Below are 24722 nucleotides of genomic sequence, written 5' to 3'. Positions count from 1 at the left end.
GTTCCGTGAAATTGTCCTCATGTTCGCCATCATCAACATAGAAAAGCTCTGTGAGCCTCTCTAACTACCATTCAGAAGCTATTCAACAAAGCAGATTCGAAAGGATCGAGACATCATGAAGGGTGGCGGCGACAGTATCGACGGAACGGTCAGGCAGCAGCCGAGTCAGGCGGTCGTCGAAGCCGTCGCGTCGGCGGAAGGGATCTCGTCCGAAGAGCTACGACCACCCGAGTACGAACCGTTACACGCGGTCGTCGATCCCGACGCTCTCGACTCGCTGTTTGCGAGTCACGCCGACGGACAATCCCGTCCCGGTGGAGCCGTCACTTTCGAATTTTGCGGATACGTGGTCACGGTCGACGAACGCGGGGCGGTCTCGCTCGAGGACGGGGAGAGCGAACCGTAACCGTAGCCCAACGCCTCACCCCACACCACTCGCCACACGCTACCGTCGACCAGCACGGCCTTCGCTGGCGGATTACGCCGTCCGGACGGCCGGAACGGCAAGACAGATACGGGGCCTCTCCTAACTATCGACGATGGCAACTGCGGACGCGAAACGTCGACTCCGAGAGCGGCCGATCGGCGCAACGGTGGCGTTGACGATCGTCGGGTACGCCCTGGTCATCGGGACGTTCCTGCTCGACGTACCGCTGTATCCCGACCTGACCCAGGCACAGATCAACCTGCTCACCCACGTGATCGCGGTCATCAACACGGCCACGGTCGGGCTGTTGATCGCCGGCTGGTACTGGATTCGTACGGGCGAGGTCGAGAAACACCGGGCGGCGATGGTCGGCGCGTTCTCCCTGATCCTGCTGTTCCTGGTCGTCTACCTGATCAGGGTCGGCGGGGGCGGCGAGAAGCTGTTCGTCGGCCCGCAACGGGTCTACTACGCGTACCTGATCATGCTGGCGATCCACATCGTGCTCTCGATCGTGGCGGTGCCGATCGTCCTCTACGCGTTGCTGCTCGGGCTGACGCATACCCCGGCGGAGCTGCGCGAGACGGCACACGCTCGAGTCGGCCGGATCGCGGCCGCAACCTGGATCCTGAGCCTGGTCCTCGGGGTCGTGACCTACGTGTTGCTCAACCACGTCTACGACTACGAGTTCGCGGCGATGATCGTTCCGCTGGTCTAGCGCTCTCCGTCGCGAACGTACCGAACGACGCGTTCGCCCCAGCAGGACTCCCGCTCCGGGCGATCGCTCCAGACCCACTTGCAGTATCGTAAGTGTTCGATACAGTTCTCGTGGGATAGCTGCCGTCTGCAACCGGGGCACGTGGGCATACTGGTACGGACGCCGGCGACCGGAGAGTAGCTTCCGGTGGCGCTCGCGGCTCGTCGGTCGGAAAGAAAGAACGGCCACACGGAAGGAGAGTCGCTACAACCGAAAAACGGGGAAGGCCTTTTCGGGCCGGACATGGCGGTTAGGGTATGCAGTTCGGCGCTGCGGCGATCGGACTCGGCGGACTCGGCCAACTCGCCCTCGAGGTGCTCGTCGATCTCGAGGGGGTAGAACTCGTCGCCGGTGCCGACGTGGCTGCCGAGGCACGGGACGTCTTCGAACGGGAGTTCGATGCACCGGCGTACGCCGATCACGAGTCGCTGCTCGAGGCCCACGGCGACGAGATCGACGTCGCGGTGATCGTCACGCCCCACACACTCCACTACGAACAGGCCCGGGCCTGTCTCGAGGCCGGCGCCCACGTCTACCTCGAGAAACCGATGGTGACGGACGTCGGGGACGCGGTCGACCTCCTCGAGACGGCCGACAGCGAGGGGCTCGAAATCCAGGTCGGTTACCAGCGCCACTTCCATCCGGGGTTCGCAGAGATCAAACGGCTGGTCGACAGCGGCCGTATCGGCGACGTTCACACTGCGAACGCGTACCTGGGGCAGAACTGGATCGACCTCCACGAAGGAACCTGGCGAGTCGATCCCTCCCTTTCGGGGGGCGGACAGCTGTACGATTCGGGTTCGCACCTGCTCGATGCCCTGCTGTGGATCACGGGCGGGACGCCGAGGAGCGTCGCCGGACACATGGAGTACGCCGACGAGGACGAAGACGACCGGATCGACGTCAACAGTTCGCTCTCGGTACGACTCGAGGCCGACGGAGGGAACCAGGACGCCGGCCGGTCGATACTCGCGGGCGTCACCGTCAGCGGCGACGGCGTCAACCTCTCGCCGTCGGAGGGGTACGCGGTCTGGGGGACCGACGGTCGGGTCACGTTCGACGGCGAGCGGATCCGGCTCGAGGAACGCGGCGCGACGGTCTACGAGAGCACGATCGATGCGCCGACCGACTTTACGACGCTCACGGGCGCGAAGTTAGGGAACTTCCTCGAGACGATCGCCGGGGACTCCGAACCCGAAGTCCCCGGCGACGTCGGCCTCCAGGTGACTGCCCTGACGGAGGCGGCGTACCGGGCGGACCGGGAGGAACGGCGGATCGACGTCCAGTCGTTGATCGAGGACGCCAGGAAGGAGCGGCTGGAGTGACCGACGCTCGAGTCGGAGGCCTACCGGGGCAGGGATCGTTATGTCGGCGGCGGCCGAAGGTCCGCCCGTGACAACGACCGTTCGCGGCACGTTGACCCGTGAAGAACTGGCCGATTTCCTCGAGGAGCGGGATATCCCGGTTCGGATCGCCTGTCGGACGCCGTCCGGCCACCTCTGGATGCTGTCGCTGTGGTATCGGTTTCTGCACGCCGACGAGGATTCCGATCCCTGGCTCCTCGAGTGTTCTACAGCGGCGGACTCCACGGTCGTCGACTACCTGACCGCGACCGACGACGGCTCCGCGACCGACCCCGAGGCCGAAGTCGCCTTCGAGATCTCGACGAATCGCCCGCCGTACAGGGGCGTCCGCGGCCGCGGGACAGCGTCCGTCGCCCCCGACCCCGAGAAGGAGACGCTCAGGGACCTGCTCGAGCAATACCTGGGCGGAACGGACTCGCAACTGGCACGGACGCTGCTCCGGGAGGAGCGCGACGAGGTGACGATCGCGATCGAGCCGGCGGTCGTCTACGGCTGGGACTACTCCGACCGGATGGGCGACGCCGAATAGATCGTCATCGTCATCGTCATCGTCATCGTCACCGTCACCGTCACCGTCAGTCCGTCCGGGGGATCGAGCGCGCGCCGAGCGCGAACGCGACGACCGCCAGCACGGCGAGGATCCCCAGGTTCGCCAGCGCGGGGTCGATCCCGGTTCCGGCGACCGGCGCCGGTTCGGCCGCCGGGTAGGCCACCGCCCGGACGCCGCGAGCGAAGTACGTCAGCGGCGAGAGGTTCACCAGCGGCTCGAACCAGCCGGGCAGTTGCTCGAGCGTGATGAACGTCTCCGAGAGAAAGAGGAGGGGGAGCGCGATCGTGTTGCTGGCCGCGACGGCACCGTCGCGCGAACCGGTGTAGCTGCCGAGCATCGCGCCGATTCCACAGAAGGCGATCACGCCGACGAGGACGTAGGGGACGAGCAGCGGCGAGACGGCGATCTCGGCTCCCGTCAGCACGATCACGAGCCCGAGGATGAGCAGCCCTGCCAGCCCGATGATGACGGCGTTGACGGCCGTCTGGGCCAGAAGCCACTCGCTTCGGGTCAGCGGCGTCGTCGCGAGTTTCTCGAATCGGTTGCCCTCGCGGTGGCGGGCGACCTCGCTGCCCATCCGGGAAAGCGGCGTGAAGAGGACTACGGTGGCCAGGTACCCCGGGACGTAGTAGGCTGCCGGCTCGGCGAACAGGCCGCCGCCGGCGGGGTCGGTCCGGACGAGCGCGCCGAAGATGACGATCAGGATCACCGGGAAGAAGAACGTGAAGAAGACCGCAGTCCGGCGGCGGACGAACGACCGCCAGCCGGCGTCGGCCTCCGAGCGAACGCGACCGAACCGGCTCATGCCGTCTCACCCGGCGTCGCCGCGTCCGTCTCCGGCGGCGAATCGATCGGCTCCCGTCGAGTGCGTTCCCGCTCGGTCTCGTCGGCCAGCGCGAGGTAGACGTCCTCGAGGTCGGGTTCGGCCCAGGTCAGGCCCGTGTACTCGAGGCCGCGATCCTCGAGGTGGTCGACGACGGTGCCGATCTCGGCGGGCGTGACGTCGCGGACGACGACGCCGGCCGACGTTCCGCCCCCGCGACCACGGCTGGAGCCGCGACTCGCCCGCTCGACCGGATACTCGAGGTCGGCGAACGCCTCGGGGTCGGCGTCGGTCTCGACGAGGACTCGGCTCCCGCCGCCGTGTTCGGCGACGAGGGCCTCGGGCGACCCCTGGGCGATCAGCGAGCCGTCGGCGAGCAGGCCGACCCGATCGGCCAGCCGCTCGGCCTCGGCCATGTCGTGGGTAGTCAGCACGACGGTCGTGCCGCCGGCCGCGAGGTCCTCGATCAGCCGCCAGACGGTTCGGCGGCCGGCGGGGTCGATCCCGGTCGTCGGCTCGTCGAGGAAGAGCACGTCGGGGTCGTTGACCAGCGTCGAGCCGACGCAGACGCGGCGCTGCTGGCCGCCCGAGAGGTTCTCGTACCACGTTTCGCCGGCGTCGACGAGCCCGACGTCGGACAGGACCTCGTCGGGGTCCCTGGCGTCGTCGTACAGGCCCGCGTAGTAGTCGATCAGTTCGTGGGCGGTGAGCCTGTCCGGCGGGGCGAAGTCCTGCGGGAGTACGCCGAGCCGGTCCCGGTCGACGGCGGTCGGCGGTTCGCCGAAGACGCGAGCGGATCCCGCGTCGGGTTCCGTCGTCCCAGTCAGCGCCCGGACGAGCGTCGTCTTGCCGGCCCCGTTCGGGCCGATGAGTGCGAAGACTTCACCGCGGTCGACCGACAGCGAGGCCCCCGACAGCGCGGTCGTCTCGCCGTAGGATTTCCGCAGCTCGGTCGCTTCGACTACGGCTTCCATGGGGTTCGGTAGCGACCGGTCCCGGGTAAGGGGTTCGGTTCCGGAGCCCTGTGGCGACGAGCTCGGTGCTCGCACTCGCAGGCTCGAGCGTTAACCACCCGTTCGTGGTAGCGGCAACCGTGACCGCCGTTGGATACGCCCTCTCGAGCGAGGAGCACGACCCGATGGAACTCGTCGCGAACGCTGCCCGCGCCGAAGACGCCGGCTTCGACTTCTGTTCGATCTCGGACCACTTCCACCCCTGGGTGTCGGCGCAGGGCGAGTCGCCGTTCGTCTGGTCGACGCTCGGCGGCATCGCGGTCGAGACGGACGAGATCGACGTCGGCGTCGGCGTCACCTGCCCGACGATCCGGATCCACCCGGTCAACGTCGCCCACGCGGTCGCGACGGTCGACGAGATGTTCGGCGACCGGTTCACGTTCGGCGTCGGTACCGGCGAGAACCTGAACGAACACGTCACGGGCGAGCGCTGGCCGGAACACGACGTTCGGCTCGAGATGCTCGAGGAGGCGATGGAGGTGATGCGGAACCTGTGGACCGGCGAGACGACGAGCCACCACGGCGAGCACTACACCGTCGAGAACGCCCGTCTCTACACGGTTCCCGACGAGCAGCCGACGACGGTTGCCAGCGCGTTCGGCCCCCAGACCGCCGAGTGGGCGGCCGACCACGGCGACGGCCTCTGGTGTTCCGGCCCGCAGGGTGAGGTCGTCGACGCCTACGAGGACGCCGGCGGCGACGGGCCGATGCTCACGCAGATGCACGTCTGCTGTGCCGAGAGCGAGGAGGAGGCCATCGAGACGGTCCACGAGTACTGGCCCAACGGCTCGCTGCCGGGCGAACTCGCCCAGACCCTGCCGACGCCGGCCCACTTCGAGCAGGCCGCGGAGATGGTCGAGCGCGAGGACGTCGCCGAGTCGGGGACGACGACCGAGCAGGACGCCCAGGCCCACATCGACAGTATCCAGGAAGCGATCGACGCCGGCTACGACCACGTCTACGTCCACCAGATCGGGCCCGAACAGGAGCGGATGCTCGAGTTCTACGAGGCGGAGGTGTTGCCGTCGTTCCGGTAATCCGGACCGAAAGCCGGTTCCACGTTCCTTCTCGACCGGGGGAATCTTCAAGGGGATGACGCGAGTCCGCCGAACAATGGTCGATCCGAACGACGACCCCATCGAACTCGTTCCGTCCAGATACGACACGTGGCGTGAGCGCTTCGGGGCCGAGCGCGACCGCGTTCGGGAGACGCTTCGCGCCGGAAACCTCGAGTCCGCCCTCGAGCGCATCGAACACGTCGGCTCGACGGCCGTCCCTGGGCTCCCGGCGAAAGACATCGTGGACCTGGACGTGGTCGTCACCGACGACGCGGTCGCGCCGGTGTCGCGTACCCTCGAGACCGAACTCGGGGGGACCAGAACGGAAAACAGCGACGAGTGGCACCCGCTCTTCCGGCGGGAGAACGGCCAGCGGTTCAACGTCCACGTGTTCGCGGCTTCGGCCGACGGCTGGCGGATCAGCGTCGTCACACGGGACGTGCTGGCGTCCCGGCCCGACCTTCGCGAGGAGTACGCGGCGCTGAAACGCGACCTCGCCGGCGGCACCGAGGATCTGACGGAGTACTCGGTGGGGAAGACGGCCTTCGTCGAGCGCGTCCTCGAGGTCGCCCGGACCGACGAGGCTCTCTCGTTCGCGTTCGAGGTGCCGACCGTGGAGTGATCCGCTGCGGGGGTGACCCGAGCGGTGTGCGGGCGACGCGGCCGTTATCCGGCCGAATCGAGCGCCCGGACCCCGATCCGGCCGTCGTCGGAAATCTCGACCGTGTAGACCCGGCCCTGGTCGTCCGACACGTCGAACGAGACCACGACGTTACCGTCGCCAGTTCCGTCGCCGAGCAGCGTGTCGATCGCGCCCGGGTCGACGTGTTCGTGCAGGACGAAGCCGAGTTCCGTCGGGGCCTCGAGCGGATCGACGTCGGCGACGGCACAGATCGCGTGGACGACGGCGATGCTGGCCGGCGTCTCCGCGTCGTACTCGTACTCGATCGCGTCCGGGCCGGAGTCCGTGCCGAGTTCGCGGACGGCTGGGTTCGTCCCGTTCATCGTGGGCCGTACCTCTCCACCCGGAAAGACGGCTGGGGATGCATTCGCAGGCGGGGCTCTCGAGCGAACTGCCCGCCGGTCGCCCACGCGTTGGCCGCTTCCCAATCGGTTTTGGGTCCCGCGGGCGAACCCGGGGGTATGGAGTACACCACGCTCGGTAACACCGGGACGACCGTCTCGAAGCTCTGTTTCGGTACCTGGCGGTTCGGGAAGACACACGGCAACACCGTCGAAACCGACCGCGAGGAGGCCCACGACCTCCTCGATACCGCCTGGGAGAACGGCATCAACTTCATCGACACCGCCAACGTCTACGGCGATCCGGACGGCACCAGCGAGAAGTGGATCGGCGAGTGGCTCGCGGACCACGACCGCGAGGACTTCGTGATCGCCTCGAAGGTCTACTTCCCGTTCGACGGCTGGGGTGAACCCGGCCCGAACGACTCCGGACTCGGCCGCAAGCACGTTCGCGCACAGGTCGAAGGGACGCTCGAGCGACTCGGCACGGACTACCTCGACCTCTACTACATCCACCGCTGGGACGACGACACGCCGATCGAGGAGACGCTCTCGGTACTGACTGAACTCGTCCGCGAGGGGAAAGTCCACTACCTCGGTGCGAGTTCGATGGCTGCCTGGAAACTCACGAAGGCGCTGTGGACCAGCGACGTCGAGGGCCTCGAGCGGTTCGACGTCACCCAGCCGATGGTCAACGCCGTCGAGTACGACGAGGTGAGCGACTACCTCGACGTCTGTGCGGACCAGGACGTCGCCGTCTGTCCGTACTCGCCGCTGGCTGGCGGCTTCCTCACCGGGAAGTACGAGCGAACCGACGAGGGCGGATTCGAAGCGCCCGACGGCTCGCGGGGCAGCCTCGACGACATGTTCGACGAGTACTACGTCACCGAACGCGCCTGGGACGTCCTCGACGCCGTCGAGTCCGTCGCCGACGAGGTCGGCGCGACGCCGGCCCAGGTCTCGCTGCGCTGGCTCATCGAGCAGGACCGGTTTACCTGCGTCCCGATCGTCGGCGCGCGGACGCCGGAGCAACTCGAGGAAAACGTCGGCGCGGTCGAGATCGACCTGACCGACGAGCAGTTCGAGCGCATCGACGCGGCGCGAGCCGATACCGAGTAGCGCCGAACGCCTGCTCGAATTACAGCGCGTCCTCGATCGCCTCGACGACCGCGTCGGGATCCGTCGCCCGGTCGACGCTCTCGCCGTCGACGAACACCGTCGGCGTTCCGGTAACGTTCCGTTCGTCGCCCCGTTCCCAGTCCGCGGCGAGCGTCGGGTAGTAGGTCTCGTTCTCGAGGGCGGTCGCGACTGTGTCCGGGTCGAGGTCGGAGTCGGGGTCGGAGTCGGAGTCGGGGTCGGGACCACCGGCGGCATCACTCTCGAGCGATTCCGCAAGCGTCACCAGCCCGTCGTCGGTCCAGTCCTCGTCGTCGCCGGTCATCACCGCGTGCTTGTAGTCGAAAAACAGCCCGTTTGGCTCCCCGGAGCCGTCCTCGTCCTGCCCGTCGCCTCGGGTCACGTCCTGCACCGCCCGCGCGGCGTTCGCCATCGCAATCGACTCGTCGGCAGCCATCACGGGAAAGTCGTAGTGGCGGAACTCGATCTCGTCGGTCGCGACGTACTCGTCCTCGAGAATCGGGAACACGTCAGTCTCGAAGTCCAGACAGTGCGAACAGCCGAGGTCCTCGTACACTGCGACGGTCACCTCGCCGTCGCCCTGCGTCGGCGTCGGTACCTGGCGCTCGGGATCGACGTCCTCGAGTGCGGCGGGCATCGAAGCGTCGAACAGCGTGGCACACCCGGCGAGGGCGACCGACGAAACGCCCGCGGCGGCGAGAAACGAGCGACGGTGCATGGACCACCGTAGCGTTCGAACGGGGTTAGCGGTGTCGACACGCCTGGAAGGCTCGAGGAGAGGGAAAGCGAGTCCGGGCAATCAGGACGTTAGCGGACCGGACGCGACCGAGAGGGTTCGGTTCGGGTCGCGATAGCGTCCGTCGAGCCGTCGTTTCCGACGTCCCTCGCGGGTTATACGCGCCGTCACTCAGTGACACATTCCACAGACACCAACAAGGCCGGATATTCCACGCCAAACACAGTCTTTAATATACTCTGTTTCATAACTAATTATGAACATAGTACGATGCTGGAGACGACCCGCACCTACGTCGCCCGAATCATGAACCACCAGCAGGTTCGTGACGACCTCGACCAGTGCGGGTTCTCAGCATCTAAACTGTGGAACGTCGGACGCTACTACATCCAACAACGGTGGGATGACGACGGTGAGATACCCAACGAAGCCGAACTGAAATCGGAGTTGAAAGACCACGAACGCTACAGTGACCTCCATTCTCAGTCAAGTCAGCGAGTTCTCGAAGAACTTGCTGAAGCGTTCAACGGCTGGTACAACTCCGACGACGGAAACAACCCACCGGGCTACCGGAAACGTGGGGACCGACACCCACGCTCCACCGTGACGTGGAAACAGAAAGGCATCAAACACGACGATAAACACGGTCAACTCCGTCTCTCGAAAGGCTTCCACCTGAAAGAGAGTCGGTCTGACTTCCTCCTCGCGGAATACGAAACTCGCCCCGACGTACAAGTGGAGAACATCCAGCAGGTGCGTGCCGTCTGGAACGGAGGCGAGTGGGAACTCCACCTCGTCTGTAAGAAGGAAATTCCCGTTGAGGAAGCTCCCGGTGACAAGACGGCGGGCATCGACCTCGGTATCAGCAACTACCTCGCCATCGACTACGAGGACGCCCCCTCGGAGTTGTATCCGGGGAATACCTTGAAAGAGGACAAGCACTACTTCACCCGCGAGGAGTACCAGACTGAAGGCGCGAACGGGCCGTCGAAGCGGGCGTTGAAGGCTCGGCGGAAACTCTCCCGGCGCAAAGACCACTTCCTCCACACCCTCTCGAAACACATTGTTCAACGGTGTGTCAAAGCAGGCGTGGCGGAGATCGCAGTTGGAGACCTCAGCGACATCCGTGAAGACCGGAACGGCGACTCGCGGAATTGGGATCAGTCGGGGAACAAGAAGTTGCACGGATGGGAGTTCGACCGCTTCACCCGCCTGCTCGAATACAAGGCCGAGGAATACGGCATCCTCGTTGACCGCGTAGACGAGGAGAACACGTCGAAGACGTGTTCGTGTTGCGGGCAGATTCGAGATGCGAACCGCGTGGAGCGTGGCTTGTACGTCTGCGAGTCCTGTGAAACGACGATGAACGCAGACGTGAACGGTGCCGTAAACATCCGACGAAAGATAACTCAGAGTCCCCCGACGGGGGATATGAGTAACGGCTGGTTGGCACAGCCCGGAGTCTTCCTGTTCGACCGCGAGAGCGGACGGTTCGCCCCGAGAGAACAGGGAGACTGCAAACCCTAATATCCCAACGCTCGGGATTCCTCCGCCTTCAGGCGGAGGAGGATGTCAATCCGTGAGTGGAAGGAACACGCCGAACGTCCAGACCGAGACGAAACTGACGAGGATACCGAGTCCTTCCGCGTAGGTGAATAGCCTGTCCTCCCAGCCTGGTACTCCCCCGAGAACGAACTGGCCGAACAGTTCGCCGCCAGCACCGAGCGTGAGCAGCCCGATACCGAGCAGGAAGCCGGTCTTGGTCAACGCAGCGTAATCCATACCGCCGTACCGACTCATAGTTGAGCATTCGAACGGGCTGGATTAACAGTTTTGTTCAACTCGCCGGCCCTGTCAGAGCACGAGCGCGTCGACGAGGACGGCGACCAGCACCGCGCCGAGGAAGGCGTTCGAGGCGTGGAACGACCGGAACGCCGCCGACTCGGTCTGTTCGAAGTGAAGCACGACGGCGGTCCAGAGGAACACGGCGCCGAAGATGGCGACCGTCGCCGCGTAGATGGCCCCGAGTTCGGTGATCCAGGCCAGCGCGACAGTCCCCACGAGCGTCGCAGCGAGGTAGTAGACGATGTGTTTGCGAGTCTCGGTTTCGCCGCGCACCACGGGCATCATCGGGAACCCGCCGCGGGCGTAGTCGTCTTTGTACGCCAGCGCGAGGTTGTAGAAGTGCGCCGGGGTCCACAGGAAGATGACGCCGGCAAGCGCCAGCCCCGGCAGACCGATCTCGTTGGTGACGGCCGCCCAGCCGATCAGCGCCGGGAGCGCGCCCGCCAGCCCGCCGATCACGGTGTTCTGGACCGTGTTTGGCTTGAGCAAGAGGGTGTAGACGACGCTGTAAAACAGGATCGCTGCGAGCCCCAGCGCTGCCGCGAGTACGTTGATCGTCAGGAAGACACCGATCGAAGCGACGGTCAGCAGCCCGCCGAATGCCATCGCGTTGCGGACCGGGATCAGGTCGGTCGCCAGCGGGCGATCCGACGTACGGGACATCTTCCGGTCGACGTCGCGCTCGAGGACGTGGTTGAACGTTCCGGAGGCGCCGATAGAGAGGACGCCGCCGCCGAGCGTGGCGACGATGGTGTAGGCGTCGAGCGCCGGGCCCGCGGCCAGCGCCATGCCGGCGGCCGCGACGAGACAGAGCAGCCACATCAGCCGCGGTTTCATCATCTTGAAATAGGCGAACGCGGTGAGCCTGGCGCGGGCCAGTCCCCCCGAGGGCAGCGTCCGTTCCTCGGCTTCGACGGGTTCGGGTTCGGGTCCGGGTTCGGGGGCGGTGGCGGAGGCGGGAGCCGCGTCGGGCTCGAGATCGATCGCGTCGTCCTCTTCGCCGGTCGCGAGCTCGAGGTCCCAGGCGAGCGCGAGGACGACGCCGCCGAAGATGACGACGCCGAGCCCGAGGTGGAGTCCGGGAGCGACGGCGGCGGGGCCGAGCGTCGCGGTGGCCGCGCCGACGCCGACCTGAACGGCGTAGAGTCCGGCCGAGAGAACCAGCGTCGAGCGGACGCGGGTGGACGCGTCGCCGCGGACGGCGACCAACGCCGACGCCGCGACGAGCACTCCGACCAGGAACGCGGCGATGCGGTGCCCCCAGGCGATCACGAGTTGCGTCTGGCTCAGGGGATCGGTCGGCGCGTGGCAGGTGGGCCACGTCGAACACGCCGCGGTCGCGTTCGTGATCGACGTCGTCGCGCCGACGATCAACAGCAGGTACACGCCGAGCGCGGTCGCTGCGAGCAGTGCGGAGAAGCGTCGGTGAGTCCCGATCGGACGGGGGAACGACTCGGTTGCCACGGCTATTCTCGTCTGAATCGTTCGACTCCGCGTATTTATGCGTCCCGCTTTTTCCCCCTATCTGAGGGTCGTTTAGGACAGAACCGCCACTACATCCCCATATCTTCGGCCGCATCCGGAACCGGGAGGTCGTACTGCGAGACCCCGAGCAGTTCCGCCGCGTGGTCGAGCGCCATGTCGAACCCGTAGTAGCGCTCGAGTTCGTCGCCTTCTGCCGTCGGGCGGACCTTCAGCATGGCATAGCCCTCGATGTTCTGGGCGATGGCTGCGCTGGCTGCCGTGGTGCCGCCGGTCCCGGTCCCGGTCCCGGTCCCAGTCCCGGCGCGCACGAACTCGAGAACGCGCTCCTCGTCGGTTTCGGTGTACGTGGCCTCGATGCCGTCGTTTGCTGCGGTTCGGTCGTCTCCCGTATCGGCGTCGTCCGCGTCGTCGGCGGAACCGTCTCCCGTCATACGCTCACCTCGGGGTTCGAGGACCGGGAATCTATCGGTTCCGGGGAGGCAGGTGGGGTTCGGCGCTCGAAGGCATGGATACCGATGCCGATACCGATACCGATACCGATACCGATACCGATTTTTCCCCGCCCGCGGGACGGACTGTCGTGAGCCGAACGGAGCCGTCCGGCCGACGCCCGCTCGCCGAGTTCCGTCTCACGCGCGCGGTCGCCGTCCAGTGGCTCGTCACCGCGGTCGTCGGCTTCTTCGCCTTCGCGTACGCCTTCGGCCACGTGCTGGCCACTGTCCGGGGAGTCGCGCTCGAGCCGATCGTCGTCGATCCCTCGCCGCTCTTCCCGGAACTGTTCGTCCTCGCGCTCGCGCTGGTGGCGCCCGTCGTCGTCCTCCACGAACTGCTTCACGGGCTCTGCATGGCCCGGTACGGGACCGACGGCGGGAGCCGTCCGGCCTTCGGGATCGGGCTCTCCCACTTCGTGTTGCCATACGCCTACGCCGGGACCGAAGGCACCCGGTTCACCCGCAGCGAGATGCTCGTCGTCCTGCTTACCCCCTTCGTCGGCATCACGGCGATCGGCCTCGGCGCGATGGTCGTCTACCCCTCGCCGGTACTGCTCGTCCCGCTCTCGGCCAACGCCGCCGGCTCGATCGGCGACCTCTGGATGGCCGCGACGCTGTTGCAGTATCCCGCGGGCGTTCAGGTGACGGAACTCGGACTCGAGGACGACTCCACTCCCGACCGGCAGGGGTTCGCGATCCACGGCTCGCCGGCCGACTCCGGTTCGGATGGAAAAAGACGCGCGAGTGTTGCGGTACTCTCGCGGGGTCTCGCGGGCGCGGTCGGGACGCTGGCCGCGATCGTCGGGGCCACGATCGTCGCCGTCTTCGCCTCGCTGGCGTTCGGGTCCGGCACCGTGGCCGTCGGCGATCCGAACGGCTGGTTCCTCTTCTATCACGAACTCCGCGGCGACGGGAGCGCCGTCCTCGAGGTTCGGGCCCCGCTCGTCCTCGCTTGCGCGACGCTGGGCGGGGTCGGCTGGACGGTCGTCGCCGCGGTGCGGGAGGGGTTCGCCCTCGAGTTCGAGTGACCGCCCGGAAACCGTAACGAACGACGGGTTGCGCGACGGCCCTCTACCTATGACGAAGTGGCTCCAGAGCGGCCGGCGGCGGGACGTCTGTTTCCTGCTCGCCGCGGAAGGCGAACTGCGCGGCCAGCAACTCAAGTCCCGGCTCGAGGCCCACTACGACGAGCGCATCGATCCGAAGTCGTTCTACGGCTCGCTGTCCGCGCTGGTGGATTCGGGGTTCGTCGAGGAACGAACCGACGGGATCCACGACGCGTACGCGCTGACCGATGCCGGCCAGCGGCGCGTCCGGGACCATTACGAGTGGGTACGGGAGTGTCTCGAGGACGACGCTGGGGCGGGATAGCCGCTCGCGGCAGGAGAGATGCCGTTCCCGACCGGGGAACGGAACGTTCGCTCGAGCGGTCGTTCCGTCCGGCTCCGCGCAGGTCTCACGGGGCCGACATCGCGGGACGGCTCATTCCTCGAGCAACTGGTCGCCGATCGTGTTCCGCAGCACTTCGCTGGTGCCCTCGTAGATCTCGTTGAGCTTGGCGTCGCGGTAGAACCGCTCCGCAGGGAAGTCCTTCGTGTAGCCGTAACCGCCGTGGATCTGGATGCCCTCGTTTGCGACCTCGCGGCTGACCTCGCTGGCGTACAGTTTCGCCTGGGCGGCGTCCTTGATGTAGTTCTCGCCGCGGATCTTCTTGTCCGCGGCCTTGTGCATCAGCATCTTCGCGGCCTGGATCTTCGTATCCATATCCGCGAGCTTGTGTTTGATCGACTGGAACTCGCCGATCGGCTGACCGAACTGCTCGCGCTCGTTTGCGTAGTCCCGGGCGTTCTCGAAGGCCGCGCGGGCGATGCCGACGCCGCGGGCCGCGATCGTGATCCGGCCGCCGTTCAGGGTCTTCAGCGCCTGGACGAAGCCGTCGCCTTCGGCGCCCAGCAGGCGGCCTTCGGGAATCCGAAGGTCGTCGAAGCGGAGTTCGGCGGTCGGACACCCCTTGTCGCCGAGTTTCTCCTCCGTGTTCTCGACGATGAACCCGTCGTCCTCCTCGGGCCGAACGACGAACGAGGAGATCCCCTTGTTCCCGGCGTCGGGGTCGGTCTTGGCGAACACCGTGACCGTGTCGGCGACCGAACCGTTCGAGATCCAGAGCTTGCTGCCCTCGAGGACGTACTCGTCGCCGTCTTTCTCGGCGGTAGTTTCCATGGCGGGAACGTCGCTGCCCGCGCCGGCCTCCGAAAGGGCGAACGCGCCGACGTCGCGGCCCTCGGCCAGCGGCGTGAGGTACTCCTCCTTCTGGGACTCGTCGCCGAACTCGTAGAGCATGTTGCCCGCGAGCGAGGTGTGAGCGGCGACGATCGTTCCCAGGCCGCCCGACCCGCGCGAGATTTCCTCGAGGCCGATCGCGTAGGAGTGGTAGTCGAGGCCGGCGCCGCCGTACTCCTCTGGGAAGGGCATCCCCATCAGCCCGAGTTCGCCCATTTCGTCGACGAGATCCTGGGGGAACTCGTCGTCGTGGTCGATCTCGTCGGCGACGGGGACGACCTCCTCGTCGACGAATTCCGCTACCATGTCCCGGATCTGGCGCTGCTCTGCCGAGAGTGCGAAGTCCATGTGCGACGTATCGTGGGGTCGCCTCTTCATTGTTAGTACACTCGAGTGGCGTTCACTCCGGTGGACGCGGATCGAGGTCGTCGGAACGGCCGTTTGCCGGGCTGAATTCCCGCCGAACGCCGTTCCAGGGCCGACGAGGACGGAAACGAGAGCGAGAACGACAACGGCGATCGGTCAGGTCCGCGCGTGGCGACCGTATTCCGCCGGGACCGCGGCGTTTTTCCGGGAAGGGCTCAAATTAGTCTCGAGTAGATGACCTCCGGCCAGCCCGAATACGGAATCCACGCCGACCTGGAGTGGTGTTTCGACGCGGTTCACGGCGTTTCGCGGACCTTCTCGATCACTATCGATCGGCTCGAGGAGCCGATGGCGAGACACATCTGCGTCGGCTACCTCTTATGTCGAGTCGCAGATACGATCGAGGACGCGGGCCACATCCCGCCGGAGACCCAGACCGAGTTACTCCAGGAGTACGACAGGCTACTCGACCCCGAGACAGACACCGACCGGACGGTCGCGACGTTCATGGAGAAAGTCGAACCCTGGCTCCCCGCCCCCGAGGAGCGCGACCAGGACTGGGAAGTCGTTGCCCGGACGCCACGCGTGCTGGGGACCTTCGAGTCCCTGGACGAGGAACCGCGGGAGATCATGCGCGATCCGGTCCGCGAACTCGTCGACGGGATGGCGATGTTCACCGATCGCTACGCCGACGAGGGCGGACTCCGCCTGCAGACGCTCGAGGAACTCGAGGAGTACTGCTGGTACGCCGCCGGGACCGTCGGAACGCTGATCACGGGCCTGGTCGCTCGCGGCGCCTCCGAAGAGCGAGCCGAAGAGATGCGGGACAACGCCCGCTCGTTCGCCCTGCTCTTGCAACTGGTCAACATCGCCAAGGACGTGGAAAACGACTACCACGAGGAGAACAACGTCTACCTCCCCGCCGAGTGGCTCGCGGACGAGGAGGTGCCGGCCGAAGCGGTCACCGACGCGGAGAACCACGGCGCCGTCACGAACGTCATCCGACGGGTCACCAGTCGAGCCGAGACGTACGTCGACGACGCTCACCGCTACCTCGAGGTCGTCCCGGAGAAACACGGCAATCGGCTGTCGGCCTGGGCGATCCCCTACCTGCTCGCGGTCGGGACGATGCGGGAACTCCGCGAACGGCCGGAAGACGTCGTCCGCGAGGGCGACGTGAAGGTGCCACGCGCGGAAGTCTACGCGCTGATCCAGCAGTTCGAGGACGACATCTCCCGCTCCCGACTCGAGGAACTCCGTCAGGAGATGGCGGAGAAGCCGCTGCACCACTGATCTCTCGTCGGCTACAGCGGATCGATCGAACTCGAGGGGCCGTGAGTCCGGCTACGCCGGGCCGCGTTCGCCGGCTCCGGCGGCCACTTCGGTGGTCGCCGCGGGCAGCGTCACCGAAAACGTCGCCCCTTCTCCCGGTTCCGAGTCGACCCGGATCTCGCCGCCGTGACGTTCGACGATCCGCTTGCACAGCGCCAGTCCGATCCCCGTTCCCGGATGCTCCTCGTGACTGTGCAGTCGCTGGAACACCTCGAAGATTCGCTCCTGTTCTTCGGGGCCGATTCCGACGCCCTCGTCGCTGACCGAGACGATCCACTCCTCGCCGTCCCGTTCGGCGACGACTTCGATCCGGGGCGGCTCGTCCCCGCTGTAGTCGATCGCGTTCGAGAGCAGGTTCTGGAACAGCTGTCGCAACTGGCTCGGGTCCCCTTCGACGCGGGGTAACTCGCCGACCTCGAGATCGGTGTCCGTCTCCTCGATCCTGAGCTCGAGGTCCTTCCGAACGTCCTCGAGGACGTCCTCGAGGTCGATCGGCTCGAGCGGCTCCCCGCGGGTCTCGACCCGCGAGTACGCCAGCAGGCCGTCGATCATCGCCCGCATCCGCTCGGCCCCGTCGACCGCGTACTCGAGGAACTCCTCGCCGTCCGCGTCCAGATCGTCGCCGCACCGCCGCTCGAGCAACTGCAGGTAGCTCGTCACCATCCGCAACGGCTCCTGCAGGTCGTGCGAGGCGGCGTACGCGAACTGCTCCAACCGCTCGTTCGACTCCTCGAGTTGTGCTCGCGTCCGCTCGAGCAGTTCGTTCTGTCGCTCGAGGCGTCTGGCGTGGGTCTTTGCCCGGGCGTCGTAGAGCCCGACGCCGAACCCGGCGACGGCGCTGAAGCCGGTGAGTATCGGCAGCGACCGTGCGGGCTCCGAGAGGCCGGTATCGGGCTGTGCGTGGTACAGCGCGAGGATCGCGACCATTGCCCCGATACCGACGAGACACCAGGTCGAAATGACGGGATAGAACCGCGGATCGATGTCCGTCCGGGGAAGCCGGTAGCCGCCGACGAAGATGACGGCCCCGGAGCCGCCGATGAACGCGAACACGACGAGGACCGCGACGAGCGAACCGTCGTGAGACGTCGGGACGACAGCAGTCGCTACCGCGAGGAGGAGATAGCACGCACCGATCGCCACGACCATCGGCCGACCCGCGGCCCTGGATCCCAGCCGGTTCGATGGCTCCATCATTTCCACTGTACCCTGGAAGATAATAACCGTTCGGTGTGTGATCTCAACCTTCGTAATCGGCCGCGAGGGCGCGACCGGTCAGCGACAGTCGGTAGCCGACGAGGGCGGCGACGACGGCCCAGGGAACGAAAAAGGCGCCACCCGCGAGCGGTCCGAAACCGAGCACGTAGTAGGGCGCAAATGCCGTCGTGGCGGCGATCGGAGCCGCCATCGCCAGCAGTCCAATCCATCGGCCGCCGCTCCGCTCGAGGGCGTACCCGAACGGGAGGAACAGTCCCACAGCCAGCCCGAACGTGCCGGTCAGGACGCCGAGCCCGGGACCGACGGTCAGCCAGCATCCGACCGCGACGAGTCCGCTCGCGACGACGACGAGGGCGAACAGCGTCCGTCCCGTCGGTTCCAGACCGACCGTGCCGGTGGCGCGCTCGAGCACGGCCCGCTCGCGGTCGCCGGCCGCTCCCCGGTGCCGGCCGCCGAGCCGCCCGGCGGCGAGGACCGCGAGCCCGACAACGGCGACCGGCACGACGCTGGCGCGGAGACCGTGATCGATCAGTTCCGGGCCGAAGACCGCGGCCGCCGAACCCCAGGAGGCGACCGTCCCGTCGACGCCCGTCGGCCCGTAGGTGAGGTAGGTCCGCTTCGTGATCCCCGAGTCGGCCGTCCACGTCGCCGAACGGCCCTCGACGGCGGCGTTCGCCGGGTCGTTCGTTACCGCCATCCCGTCCGGGGCGTGTATCGTAACGCGATCAGCGCGCAAACCGTAGCGATACTGCGTGTCGGCGGCGTAGAAGTAGTCGACCACCCAGCCGTCGCCGACCCGCGACTGTGCGACGTCGGGGACGTCGTAGCCGACGCGAACCCGTCCGTCCTCGACCGACGCCTCGAGATCGGTCGCCTCGTCCGTGGCGACGTCGTAGCGGTACCAGGCCGCCTCGACGGCGGACTCGAGCGCGTCGGAATCGGTCCGGTAGGTCGCCGCGGCGTCGTCGTCGACCGGGACGCGGGCGACGAAGCGGGCGTCGCCACGCTCGTCCAGGCGGATATCTAGCGTCCCGGATCCGGTCGCGCCGTCGATACCGTCGGAGCCACAGACGCCACAGACCGACAGCGGGGGGTGGCCAGCGGTCGCGGGGCCGGCCCCGGCGACGGCGAGGACGGTGACGGCCGCGAGGACGGCGACGAGGACGACCGCGAGGCCCGTGAAGAGCCGCGTTGGTGGGGACGGCCCGCTGACTGTCGATCGGTCTCGAGCGGAGGGCGGAGGGGACACGTCCCGACCGTCCGCTCGAGCGAAAATAAAATTACCCCAACACGTTTCGCGTCGCGTCTCGAGCGCGCGGCTCGAAGCGGACGCGGCGGGACTGCGACGGCGGGACTCGTACTACTCGTACTCGTAGAAGCCCTTCCCGGTCTTCTTCCCGAGGTCGCCCGCCTCGACCTTCCGTTTGAGGAGGTAGGCCGGCTTGTACCGATCGCCCAGTTCCTCGTGGAGCGTCTCGGAGGCGTGCAGGCAGACGTCGAGGCCGATGTGGTCGGCCAGCGTCAGCGGGCCCATCGGGACGTTCGTGCCGAGTTCCATCCCCGCGTCGATGTCCTCCTTCGAGGCGACGCCCTCGTCGTAGGCCCGGATGCCCTCGTTGATCCAGGGCATGAGGATGCGGTTGGTGACGAAACCGGGCTTGTCGTCGGACTCCCAGGTCGTCTTCCCGAGGTCCTCGGCGAGGTCGTGGGCCAGGTAGGTGACTTCCTCGGTCGTCTTCTCGCCGACGACGACCTCGACGCCCTCCATGATCGGAACCGGGTTCATGAAGTGAAGGCCGATCACGCGCTCGGGGTGGTCGAGGTCCGAGGCGATCGAGGTGATCGACAGCGTGCTCGTGTTCGTCGCGAGGACGACGTCCTCGTCACAGACCCGCTCGAGATCGTCGAAGACGTCCTGTTTGACCTCGAGATCCTCGAGGGCGGCCTCGACCACCAGGTCGCGGTCGTCGAACGTCTCGATGTTGGTCGTTCCCTCGATGCGACCGCGGATCGTCTCGGGATCCTCTTCGAGGTCTCCCCGGGAGTCCAGCCGCTCGAGGCTGTCCTCGATCGTCTCGAAGCCGTTGTCGACGAACTCCTGCTCGATGTCCCGCATCACGACGTCGTAGCCGTGGGTCGCCGCGACCTGGGCGATGCCGCTTCCCATCGTGCCTGCACCGACGACGCCGATCCGTTCGATCCGATCGCGAACCATGCGCGGTGGTTCATCCGACGGTTCCGTAAGTGTGCCGGTCGAGGCCGGCGGTTCCGGGGTCTGAGCAGGCGGATCGGGCCGGCGTCCGGTCGGGCCGCCCACCTCGGACGGGACGCGGAATTCAGTTCAGGCGACAATAAAATTCAAGACTCGACAGTGTGAGATACGGGTAACTGGTGGATCGCGTGAGCAAGGAATACGTCGTCGAACCGGTCGGCTCCGAGGGCGGGGCCGAGACGGACCCACAGGGGACGTCACTCGAGCCCGACGAGCGGGCCGCCCTCGAGGAGGCCGACCTCGACCCCGACGCGGTTCGCGAGAAGCACCACTCCTACCGGTCGCTGCTGGAGGCCGGCCTCGAGGAGGCGGTCGCGGACGCGCTGCGCAGGCGGTTCTCCCTGCCGTGGTCGTTCGTCAGCGACGCCGACGGGGACGGCGACCTCGACCGGCGTTCGAGCGAGGTCCGCGGCCTCGGCGAGGCCGAACGCGAGTGGATCGCCGTCAGCGACGACGAGGACTGGCAGTCCTTCGAGTACGAGGCCGAGTTCGACACCGTCGGCCGGGAGCGACCCGACGAGCGGCCGTACCCGAAGCCGACGCCGGTGACGGCGGTGACGGGCGTCGGTCCGGACGACGCCGACGCATTGGCCGAGGGTGGGATCGTCTCCGCGGAACGGTTGGCGACGGTCCACGCGAGCGAGGTGGCGGACGCCCTCGGTCTGGACGTGTTGCACGTCCGCGCGTGGCGACACAACGCCCGGGAATTGATCGACTGATCCCCTGGTCCGGTCCGGTCCGAACGGATCCGTTTCTCGAATCCTCCCTCGAGAACGCCGTCCCTACTGAAGGAAGGGACCGTTCCATCCCCCGATTTCGTCCACCATTACTACAGAAGTACGTAATTTCGATAATCCGGACCACCAGAGATATATACCGGACTGTCGGACACTCTATCAGATGATCCCGATCGACGATTCCCCGATCGTCCGCGACGGCAAATCACTGATTCTCGCGATGGACCACGGACTCGAGCACGGACCGACCGACTTCGAGGAGGTTCCCGAAAAACTGGACCCCTCGACGGTGTTCGACACGGCGACCCACGACGCCGTCACCGCGATGGCGGTCCAGAAGGGGATCGCCGAGGGGTACTACCCGAGCTACGAGGACGACGTCAACCTGCTGGCGAAGGTAAACGGCACCTCGAACCTCTGGATGGGCGAGTACGACTCGGCCGTCAACTGGTCGGTCGATTACGCGGCCGAAATCGGGGCCGACGCCGTCGGCTTCACCCTCTACGGTGGTTCGAACCACGAGGTCGAAATGGCCGAGGAGTTCCGCGACGTTCAGGAGGCGGCCCGCGAACACGACCTGCCGGTCGTCATGTGGTCGTACCCGCGCGGCCAGGGGCTGAAAAACGACACCAAGCCGGAGGTCATCTCCTATGCGACCCGGATCGCCCTCGAACTGGGCGCCGACATCGCGAAGGTCAAATATCCCGGCAGCCCCGACGCGATGGAACACGCCTGCAAGTCCGCGGGCGACATGAAAGTCGTGATGAGCGGCGGCTCGAAGACCTCCGACTACGAGTTCCTCTCGACCGTCGAGGCCGCCGTCAGCGCCGGCGCGAAGGGACTCGCCGTCGGCCGCAACGTCTGGCAGCGCGAGGACCCCACCCGGATCCTCGACGCCCTCGAGAAGGTCATCTTCGAGGAGGAGACGGCCGACGCCGCGCTCGAGGCCACGGAGTAGGATGAACGCTACCGATCCCGAACCTGATCCCGGTCTCGATCCCGTCGAGAACGTCGTCGCCACGATCGCCCGCTCGGCGGCCGAGATCCGGCAGGGACTGGTCGGTCGCAGAGGAAAAGCCGGCGCGGAAAACCCCAGCGGCGAGACCCAGGTCGAGGCCGACGTCTGGGCCGACGAACTGCTCGCCGATCGGCTGACGTCGATCGACGGCGTCGCCCAGTACGCGAGCGAGGAGCGATCCGAGATCATCGACGGCGGCGACGACCGGGTCTCCGTCGCCGTCGACCCGCTCGACGGCTCGTCGAACCTGAAGTCGAACAACACGATGGGGACCGTGTTCGGCATCTACGACGAACCGCTGCCCGCGCCGGGGTCCGCGCTGGTCGCGTCCGGCTGGATCCTCTACGGGCCGATCACGACGATGGCGTACGCCCGCGACGGATCGGTCACGAAGTACGAACTCACCGGCGGCGAGCGAACCGTCGTCGAGGAGGACATCACCCTCCCCGACGATCCGCTCGTCTACGGCTTCGGCGGCCGGGTACCCCACTGGCACGACGAGTTCCGGGAGTTCGTCCGGGAGATCGAGTCGAACCCCGAGCACAAACTCCGGTACGGTGGGGCGATGATCGGCGACGTCAACCAGGTGCTGACCTACGGCGGGATCTTCGCCTATCCCGCCCTCGAGGGCAGCCCCCGCGGGAAGCTCCGCCTGCAGTTCGAGGGGAACCCGATCGCGTACCTCATCGAGGCGGCCGGCGGCCGCTCCTCCGACGGCAGCAGGTCGATACTCGAGGTCGAACCCGACGACCTCCACGACAGGGTGCCGCTGCACGTCGGCAACGCCGAATTCATCGACCGGCTCGAGGACGCGCTCGAGTAGCGGCGGGCGCGGTTCAACCTCGGCTTTCGTGTTCTGCGACCGTGAGGATCGTCTCCACTGCGACGTCCGACGAGACCGAGATCGAATCGATGTCGGCCTCGAGCAGGAACACGGTGTACTCCGGAATCGTCGACGGGGCGTCGCCACAGATCCCGACCGGCCGGTCGTGGCGGTGGGCCTCCTCGATGAGCGAACCGATCGACCGGGTCACTGCATCGTCGGTCTCGTCGAACAGCGGGGCGAGTTGCTCCGAGTTGCGATCGACGCCGGGCGTGAGCTGCGTGAGGTCGTTCGACCCGATGGAGAAGCCGTCGAACAGCTCCGAGAACCGATCGGCGAGCACGATGTTCGATGGCAGTTCGGCCATCACGTAGACGTCCATTTCGTCGCTCGAGAGCCCGTGCTCGTCCATGATCTCGAGTACGGGCTCATCCTCCTCGGGCGTCCGACAGAACGGGACCATCACGACGACGTTCTCCGGGCCCACCTCCTCGCGGACCTGCCGGAGCGCCTCGCACTCGAGGCGGCTCGCTCGGCGGCCACTCCCGTTTCAGGTGTTGCGAGTCCGGGAACGGGCCGGCTGGATGACAGCCACGACCGCACAATCCGGCGGGCGCTGGAAGTCATGGTCGAAGCCGGGTGTCCCGAACACGACCCCGGCTCGAAGCGGTGGCATCCGGGGCCGAAAGACGAGCGAATTCTTGAGGCCTAACGGTAGCTAGCCGGACAGTGTCCTTAGTCGGATTCTGGTGTAGGAGGCGTGCTATAGGATTGCTCGGGTGGTTCTTTCGGTGGAAGATAAAATGAAACCGCGTTCCCACGTGAGCTGTGTCGGTCGATCGTGATTTCACCACCGAGAGACTCGATACACCATTTCATTACGAATAGGCCAACCCCAGACCCGTGAGATACGCTGCTGACTTCAGCCCGATCGAAGAGACTGTCGAGTTCAGCGTCCGGGATAGGCGGGTTCGAATCCGTGATACTGATCTCAACACGACCAGTATTTGGCGACGGCCCCACCTCGACCGTGATTTCTGGGCTCACCCCGTCGCTGTGGATGACTGCGTTCTCGAGTGCCTCAGAGAGCGCATACTCGAAGGCGGTGTCGACCTGGATCCACATTCGTTTTTGTTCTTCCAGCGCAATCGTGGCAGACGGATACTCGTCCCCGAGTTCGTCCACCACTTCCCGTACGGTATCGCTTGCTTCTCGGCAGATCCGGTCTACATCGGTCTGGTTCACTGCCTGCTGGATCCGTTTAACCGAGTCTGTGATCGCAGCGAGTTCCATTGCCTCGCACTTACTCATCTCGGCAGCGTTGTGGACGCGGTCACTTTCCGTAAGGCGCTTGATTTCCTCGCTATAGCCGATCAATGTATTTGCCCCGTTTCGGAGATCGTGACGGAGAATACGCCAAAACAACTCTTCTCGATGGCTGGTGTTGTAATATTCCGTGACGTCTCGAACTTCCGCACAGACATAGGTCCGATCATCAATCGTCTGCGCGGAGAGATATATCTGGACCCAGATCAACTCACCGTCTGCCCGCTTGACTCGCCAACGGAATTGTTGTGGTGTCCCCTCAGCACTTGTACAAAGCCGGTCGACGAAATCGGCTTCCGAAAAAGAGGACGTATTCGCAGAATATCGGTCAATGGGAATTTCCTGTAGTTCATCTATCGAATACCCAAAGAGAGATTCTAGCCGCCGATTTGCGTCCAGAATCCTGCCAGAAGTCGGCTCATACAAAATAACCCCAGTGTGGAGACGCTCGTAGGACGATGGTAGTCTGACGTCTGCCTGAACGGACATTGATACAGTCGACTCTGTCGTATCGGCATAATCACTACTATGAGTGTTATGTACAGGTATCATCCGTCTTTAGCTAAGCCAAGAATCGCATGACTGCGGCGGCTTATCGGTGGTACTTTTCGGAAGGAATGAGGAGGCGACAGCTGTGTACACCG

The 24722-nt window shown here is 66.1% G+C and carries 28 protein-coding genes; 15 read left to right on the top strand and 13 right to left on the bottom strand.

Annotation, left to right across the window (positions count from 1 at the left end):
* The first annotated feature begins 115 nt into the window (after nt 1-115).
* The 4 genes from BM113_RS21240 (at nt 116) to BM113_RS21225 (ending at nt 3074) form a co-directional block, all read left to right on the top strand.
* Nucleotides 116-406 carry a DdfA family disk-determining factor gene (locus BM113_RS21240; RefSeq protein WP_089790053.1) on the top strand — a complete coding sequence of 97 codons (291 nt, stop codon included), beginning with the start codon at nt 116-118 and terminating at the stop codon, nt 404-406.
* Between the two features lie 133 nt (nt 407-539).
* The gene (locus tag BM113_RS21235) at nt 540-1142 is read left to right on the top strand and encodes a DUF420 domain-containing protein (protein ID WP_089790051.1); all 603 of its coding nucleotides are present in this window, start codon (nt 540-542) and stop codon (nt 1140-1142) included.
* 296 nt (nt 1143-1438) lie between these two features.
* Entirely contained in the window at nt 1439-2506 is a 1068-nt protein-coding gene (locus BM113_RS21230) for a Gfo/Idh/MocA family protein (RefSeq protein ID WP_089790049.1), read from the top strand.
* Nucleotides 2507-2573: 67 nt separating this feature from the next.
* Nucleotides 2574-3074 (top strand): pyridoxamine 5'-phosphate oxidase, encoded by a 501-nt coding sequence (locus tag BM113_RS21225; RefSeq protein WP_089790059.1) that lies wholly within the window; start codon nt 2574-2576, stop codon nt 3072-3074.
* Between the two features lie 46 nt (nt 3075-3120).
* Here BM113_RS21225 and BM113_RS21220 read toward each other — a convergent pair whose 3' ends face one another.
* Nucleotides 3121-3900 (bottom strand): ABC transporter permease, encoded by a 780-nt coding sequence (locus BM113_RS21220; protein WP_089790048.1) that lies wholly within the window; start codon nt 3898-3900, stop codon nt 3121-3123.
* Complete coding sequence (locus tag BM113_RS21215) at nt 3897-4892, bottom strand: ABC transporter ATP-binding protein (protein WP_089790047.1); 996 nt, start codon at nt 4890-4892, stop codon at nt 3897-3899. Before BM113_RS21215 ends, BM113_RS21220 begins: the two co-directional genes overlap by 4 nt.
* Before the next feature lie 119 nt (nt 4893-5011).
* Here BM113_RS21215 and BM113_RS21210 point away from each other — a divergent pair, with 119 nt between their 5' ends.
* Together BM113_RS21210 and BM113_RS21205 are read left to right on the top strand one after the other, a co-directional pair.
* Complete coding sequence (locus tag BM113_RS21210) at nt 5012-5968, top strand: TIGR03557 family F420-dependent LLM class oxidoreductase (RefSeq protein ID WP_089790057.1); 957 nt, start codon at nt 5012-5014, stop codon at nt 5966-5968.
* Nucleotides 5969-6044: 76 nt separating this feature from the next.
* Nucleotides 6045-6611 carry a GrpB family protein gene (locus BM113_RS21205; protein ID WP_089790043.1) on the top strand — a complete coding sequence of 189 codons (567 nt, stop codon included), beginning with the start codon at nt 6045-6047 and terminating at the stop codon, nt 6609-6611.
* Between the two features lie 44 nt (nt 6612-6655).
* Here BM113_RS21205 and BM113_RS21200 read toward each other — a convergent pair whose 3' ends face one another.
* On the bottom strand, nt 6656-6994 hold the full coding sequence (locus tag BM113_RS21200; protein WP_089790041.1) for a HalOD1 output domain-containing protein: 339 nt from the start codon (nt 6992-6994) through the stop codon (nt 6656-6658).
* A 138-nt stretch (nt 6995-7132) separates the two neighbouring features.
* On the opposite strand from BM113_RS21200, the gene BM113_RS21195 reads away from it, so the two are divergent.
* Complete coding sequence (locus BM113_RS21195) at nt 7133-8131, top strand: aldo/keto reductase (RefSeq protein ID WP_089790039.1); 999 nt, start codon at nt 7133-7135, stop codon at nt 8129-8131.
* Between the two features lie 19 nt (nt 8132-8150).
* On the opposite strand, the gene BM113_RS21190 is transcribed toward BM113_RS21195, so the two are convergent.
* Nucleotides 8151-8867, bottom strand: a complete 717-nt coding sequence (locus BM113_RS21190; protein ID WP_089790037.1) for a DsbA family protein — start codon at nt 8865-8867, stop codon at nt 8151-8153.
* A 288-nt stretch (nt 8868-9155) separates the two neighbouring features.
* Between BM113_RS21190 and BM113_RS21185 the strand changes: the two genes are divergently transcribed.
* On the top strand, nt 9156-10412 hold the full coding sequence (locus BM113_RS21185; protein ID WP_089790034.1) for an RNA-guided endonuclease InsQ/TnpB family protein: 1257 nt from the start codon (nt 9156-9158) through the stop codon (nt 10410-10412).
* Between the two features lie 45 nt (nt 10413-10457).
* Here BM113_RS21185 and BM113_RS21180 read toward each other — a convergent pair whose 3' ends face one another.
* The 3 genes from BM113_RS21180 to BM113_RS21170 all read right to left on the bottom strand — a co-directional run bounded on the left by BM113_RS21180 (nt 10458) and on the right by BM113_RS21170 (nt 12646).
* Nucleotides 10458-10685: a DUF7860 family protein gene (locus BM113_RS21180; RefSeq protein ID WP_089790032.1), complete on the bottom strand. Its 228-nt coding sequence runs from the start codon at nt 10683-10685 to the stop codon at nt 10458-10460.
* Between the two features lie 54 nt (nt 10686-10739).
* Nucleotides 10740-12194: a heme o synthase gene (locus BM113_RS21175; RefSeq protein WP_089790029.1), complete on the bottom strand. Its 1455-nt coding sequence runs from the start codon at nt 12192-12194 to the stop codon at nt 10740-10742.
* A gap of 89 nt (nt 12195-12283) precedes the next feature.
* On the bottom strand, nt 12284-12646 hold the full coding sequence (locus BM113_RS21170; protein ID WP_089790027.1) for a DUF7111 family protein: 363 nt from the start codon (nt 12644-12646) through the stop codon (nt 12284-12286).
* Nucleotides 12647-12795: 149 nt separating this feature from the next.
* Here BM113_RS21170 and BM113_RS21165 point away from each other — a divergent pair, with 149 nt between their 5' ends.
* Nucleotides 12796-13734, top strand: coding sequence for a DUF3267 domain-containing protein (locus BM113_RS21165; protein WP_089790055.1), 939 nt, complete (start codon nt 12796-12798; stop codon nt 13732-13734).
* A gap of 49 nt (nt 13735-13783) precedes the next feature.
* The gene (locus BM113_RS21160) at nt 13784-14077 is read left to right on the top strand and encodes a helix-turn-helix transcriptional regulator (protein ID WP_089790025.1); all 294 of its coding nucleotides are present in this window, start codon (nt 13784-13786) and stop codon (nt 14075-14077) included.
* Nucleotides 14078-14188: 111 nt separating this feature from the next.
* Here BM113_RS21160 and BM113_RS21155 read toward each other — a convergent pair whose 3' ends face one another.
* The gene (locus tag BM113_RS21155; protein WP_089790023.1) at nt 14189-15334 is read right to left on the bottom strand and encodes an acyl-CoA dehydrogenase; all 1146 of its coding nucleotides are present in this window, start codon (nt 15332-15334) and stop codon (nt 14189-14191) included.
* Nucleotides 15335-15586: 252 nt separating this feature from the next.
* On the opposite strand from BM113_RS21155, the gene BM113_RS21150 reads away from it, so the two are divergent.
* A complete protein-coding gene (locus BM113_RS21150; RefSeq protein WP_007140614.1) occupies nt 15587-16645 on the top strand; it encodes a phytoene/squalene synthase family protein in 1059 nt (352 codons plus the stop codon).
* A 51-nt stretch (nt 16646-16696) separates the two neighbouring features.
* Here BM113_RS21150 and BM113_RS22505 read toward each other — a convergent pair whose 3' ends face one another.
* From BM113_RS22505 to BM113_RS21130, 3 genes are all read right to left on the bottom strand, one after another.
* Nucleotides 16697-17878 (bottom strand): ATP-binding protein, encoded by a 1182-nt coding sequence (locus tag BM113_RS22505; protein ID WP_177209253.1) that lies wholly within the window; start codon nt 17876-17878, stop codon nt 16697-16699.
* Nucleotides 17879-17924: 46 nt separating this feature from the next.
* Nucleotides 17925-19151, bottom strand: a complete 1227-nt coding sequence (locus BM113_RS21135) for a hypothetical protein (protein ID WP_089790021.1) — start codon at nt 19149-19151, stop codon at nt 17925-17927.
* Nucleotides 19152-19262: 111 nt separating this feature from the next.
* Nucleotides 19263-20117, bottom strand: a complete 855-nt coding sequence (locus BM113_RS21130; RefSeq protein WP_089790019.1) for a 3-hydroxyacyl-CoA dehydrogenase family protein — start codon at nt 20115-20117, stop codon at nt 19263-19265.
* 176 nt (nt 20118-20293) lie between these two features.
* On the opposite strand from BM113_RS21130, the gene BM113_RS21125 reads away from it, so the two are divergent.
* From BM113_RS21125 to BM113_RS21115, 3 genes are all read left to right on the top strand, one after another.
* Nucleotides 20294-20893, top strand: coding sequence for a hypothetical protein (locus BM113_RS21125; RefSeq protein ID WP_089790017.1), 600 nt, complete (start codon nt 20294-20296; stop codon nt 20891-20893).
* 181 nt (nt 20894-21074) lie between these two features.
* A complete protein-coding gene (locus BM113_RS21120) occupies nt 21075-21869 on the top strand; it encodes a class I fructose-bisphosphate aldolase (protein WP_089790015.1) in 795 nt (264 codons plus the stop codon).
* A gap of 1 nt (nt 21870) precedes the next feature.
* Entirely contained in the window at nt 21871-22752 is an 882-nt protein-coding gene (locus BM113_RS21115; RefSeq protein ID WP_089790013.1) for a class 1 fructose-bisphosphatase, read from the top strand.
* Nucleotides 22753-22765: 13 nt separating this feature from the next.
* On the opposite strand, the gene BM113_RS21110 is transcribed toward BM113_RS21115, so the two are convergent.
* Nucleotides 22766-23218, bottom strand: a complete 453-nt coding sequence (locus tag BM113_RS21110; protein ID WP_245758149.1) for a putative PEP-binding protein — start codon at nt 23216-23218, stop codon at nt 22766-22768.
* Here BM113_RS21110 and BM113_RS22805 point away from each other — a divergent pair.
* Nucleotides 23153-23464 (top strand): hypothetical protein, encoded by a 312-nt coding sequence (locus tag BM113_RS22805; protein WP_245758150.1) that lies wholly within the window; start codon nt 23153-23155, stop codon nt 23462-23464. The genes BM113_RS21110 and BM113_RS22805 overlap by 66 nt on opposite strands.
* 23 nt (nt 23465-23487) lie before the next feature.
* Here the strand turns inward: BM113_RS22805 and BM113_RS21105 are convergent, their stop codons facing one another.
* Nucleotides 23488-24567, bottom strand: a complete 1080-nt coding sequence (locus BM113_RS21105) for a PAS domain-containing sensor histidine kinase (RefSeq protein WP_089790011.1) — start codon at nt 24565-24567, stop codon at nt 23488-23490.
* Nucleotides 24568-24722 lie beyond the last annotated feature (155 nt).

The sequence above is a fragment of the Natronobacterium haloterrestre genome, from assembly GCF_900112205.1.
GTDB lineage: Archaea > Halobacteriota > Halobacteria > Halobacteriales > Natrialbaceae > Natronobacterium > Natronobacterium haloterrestre.
Note: the sequence above shows the minus strand (reverse complement) of the source record. Positions and strands in the feature narration are given on the sequence as shown.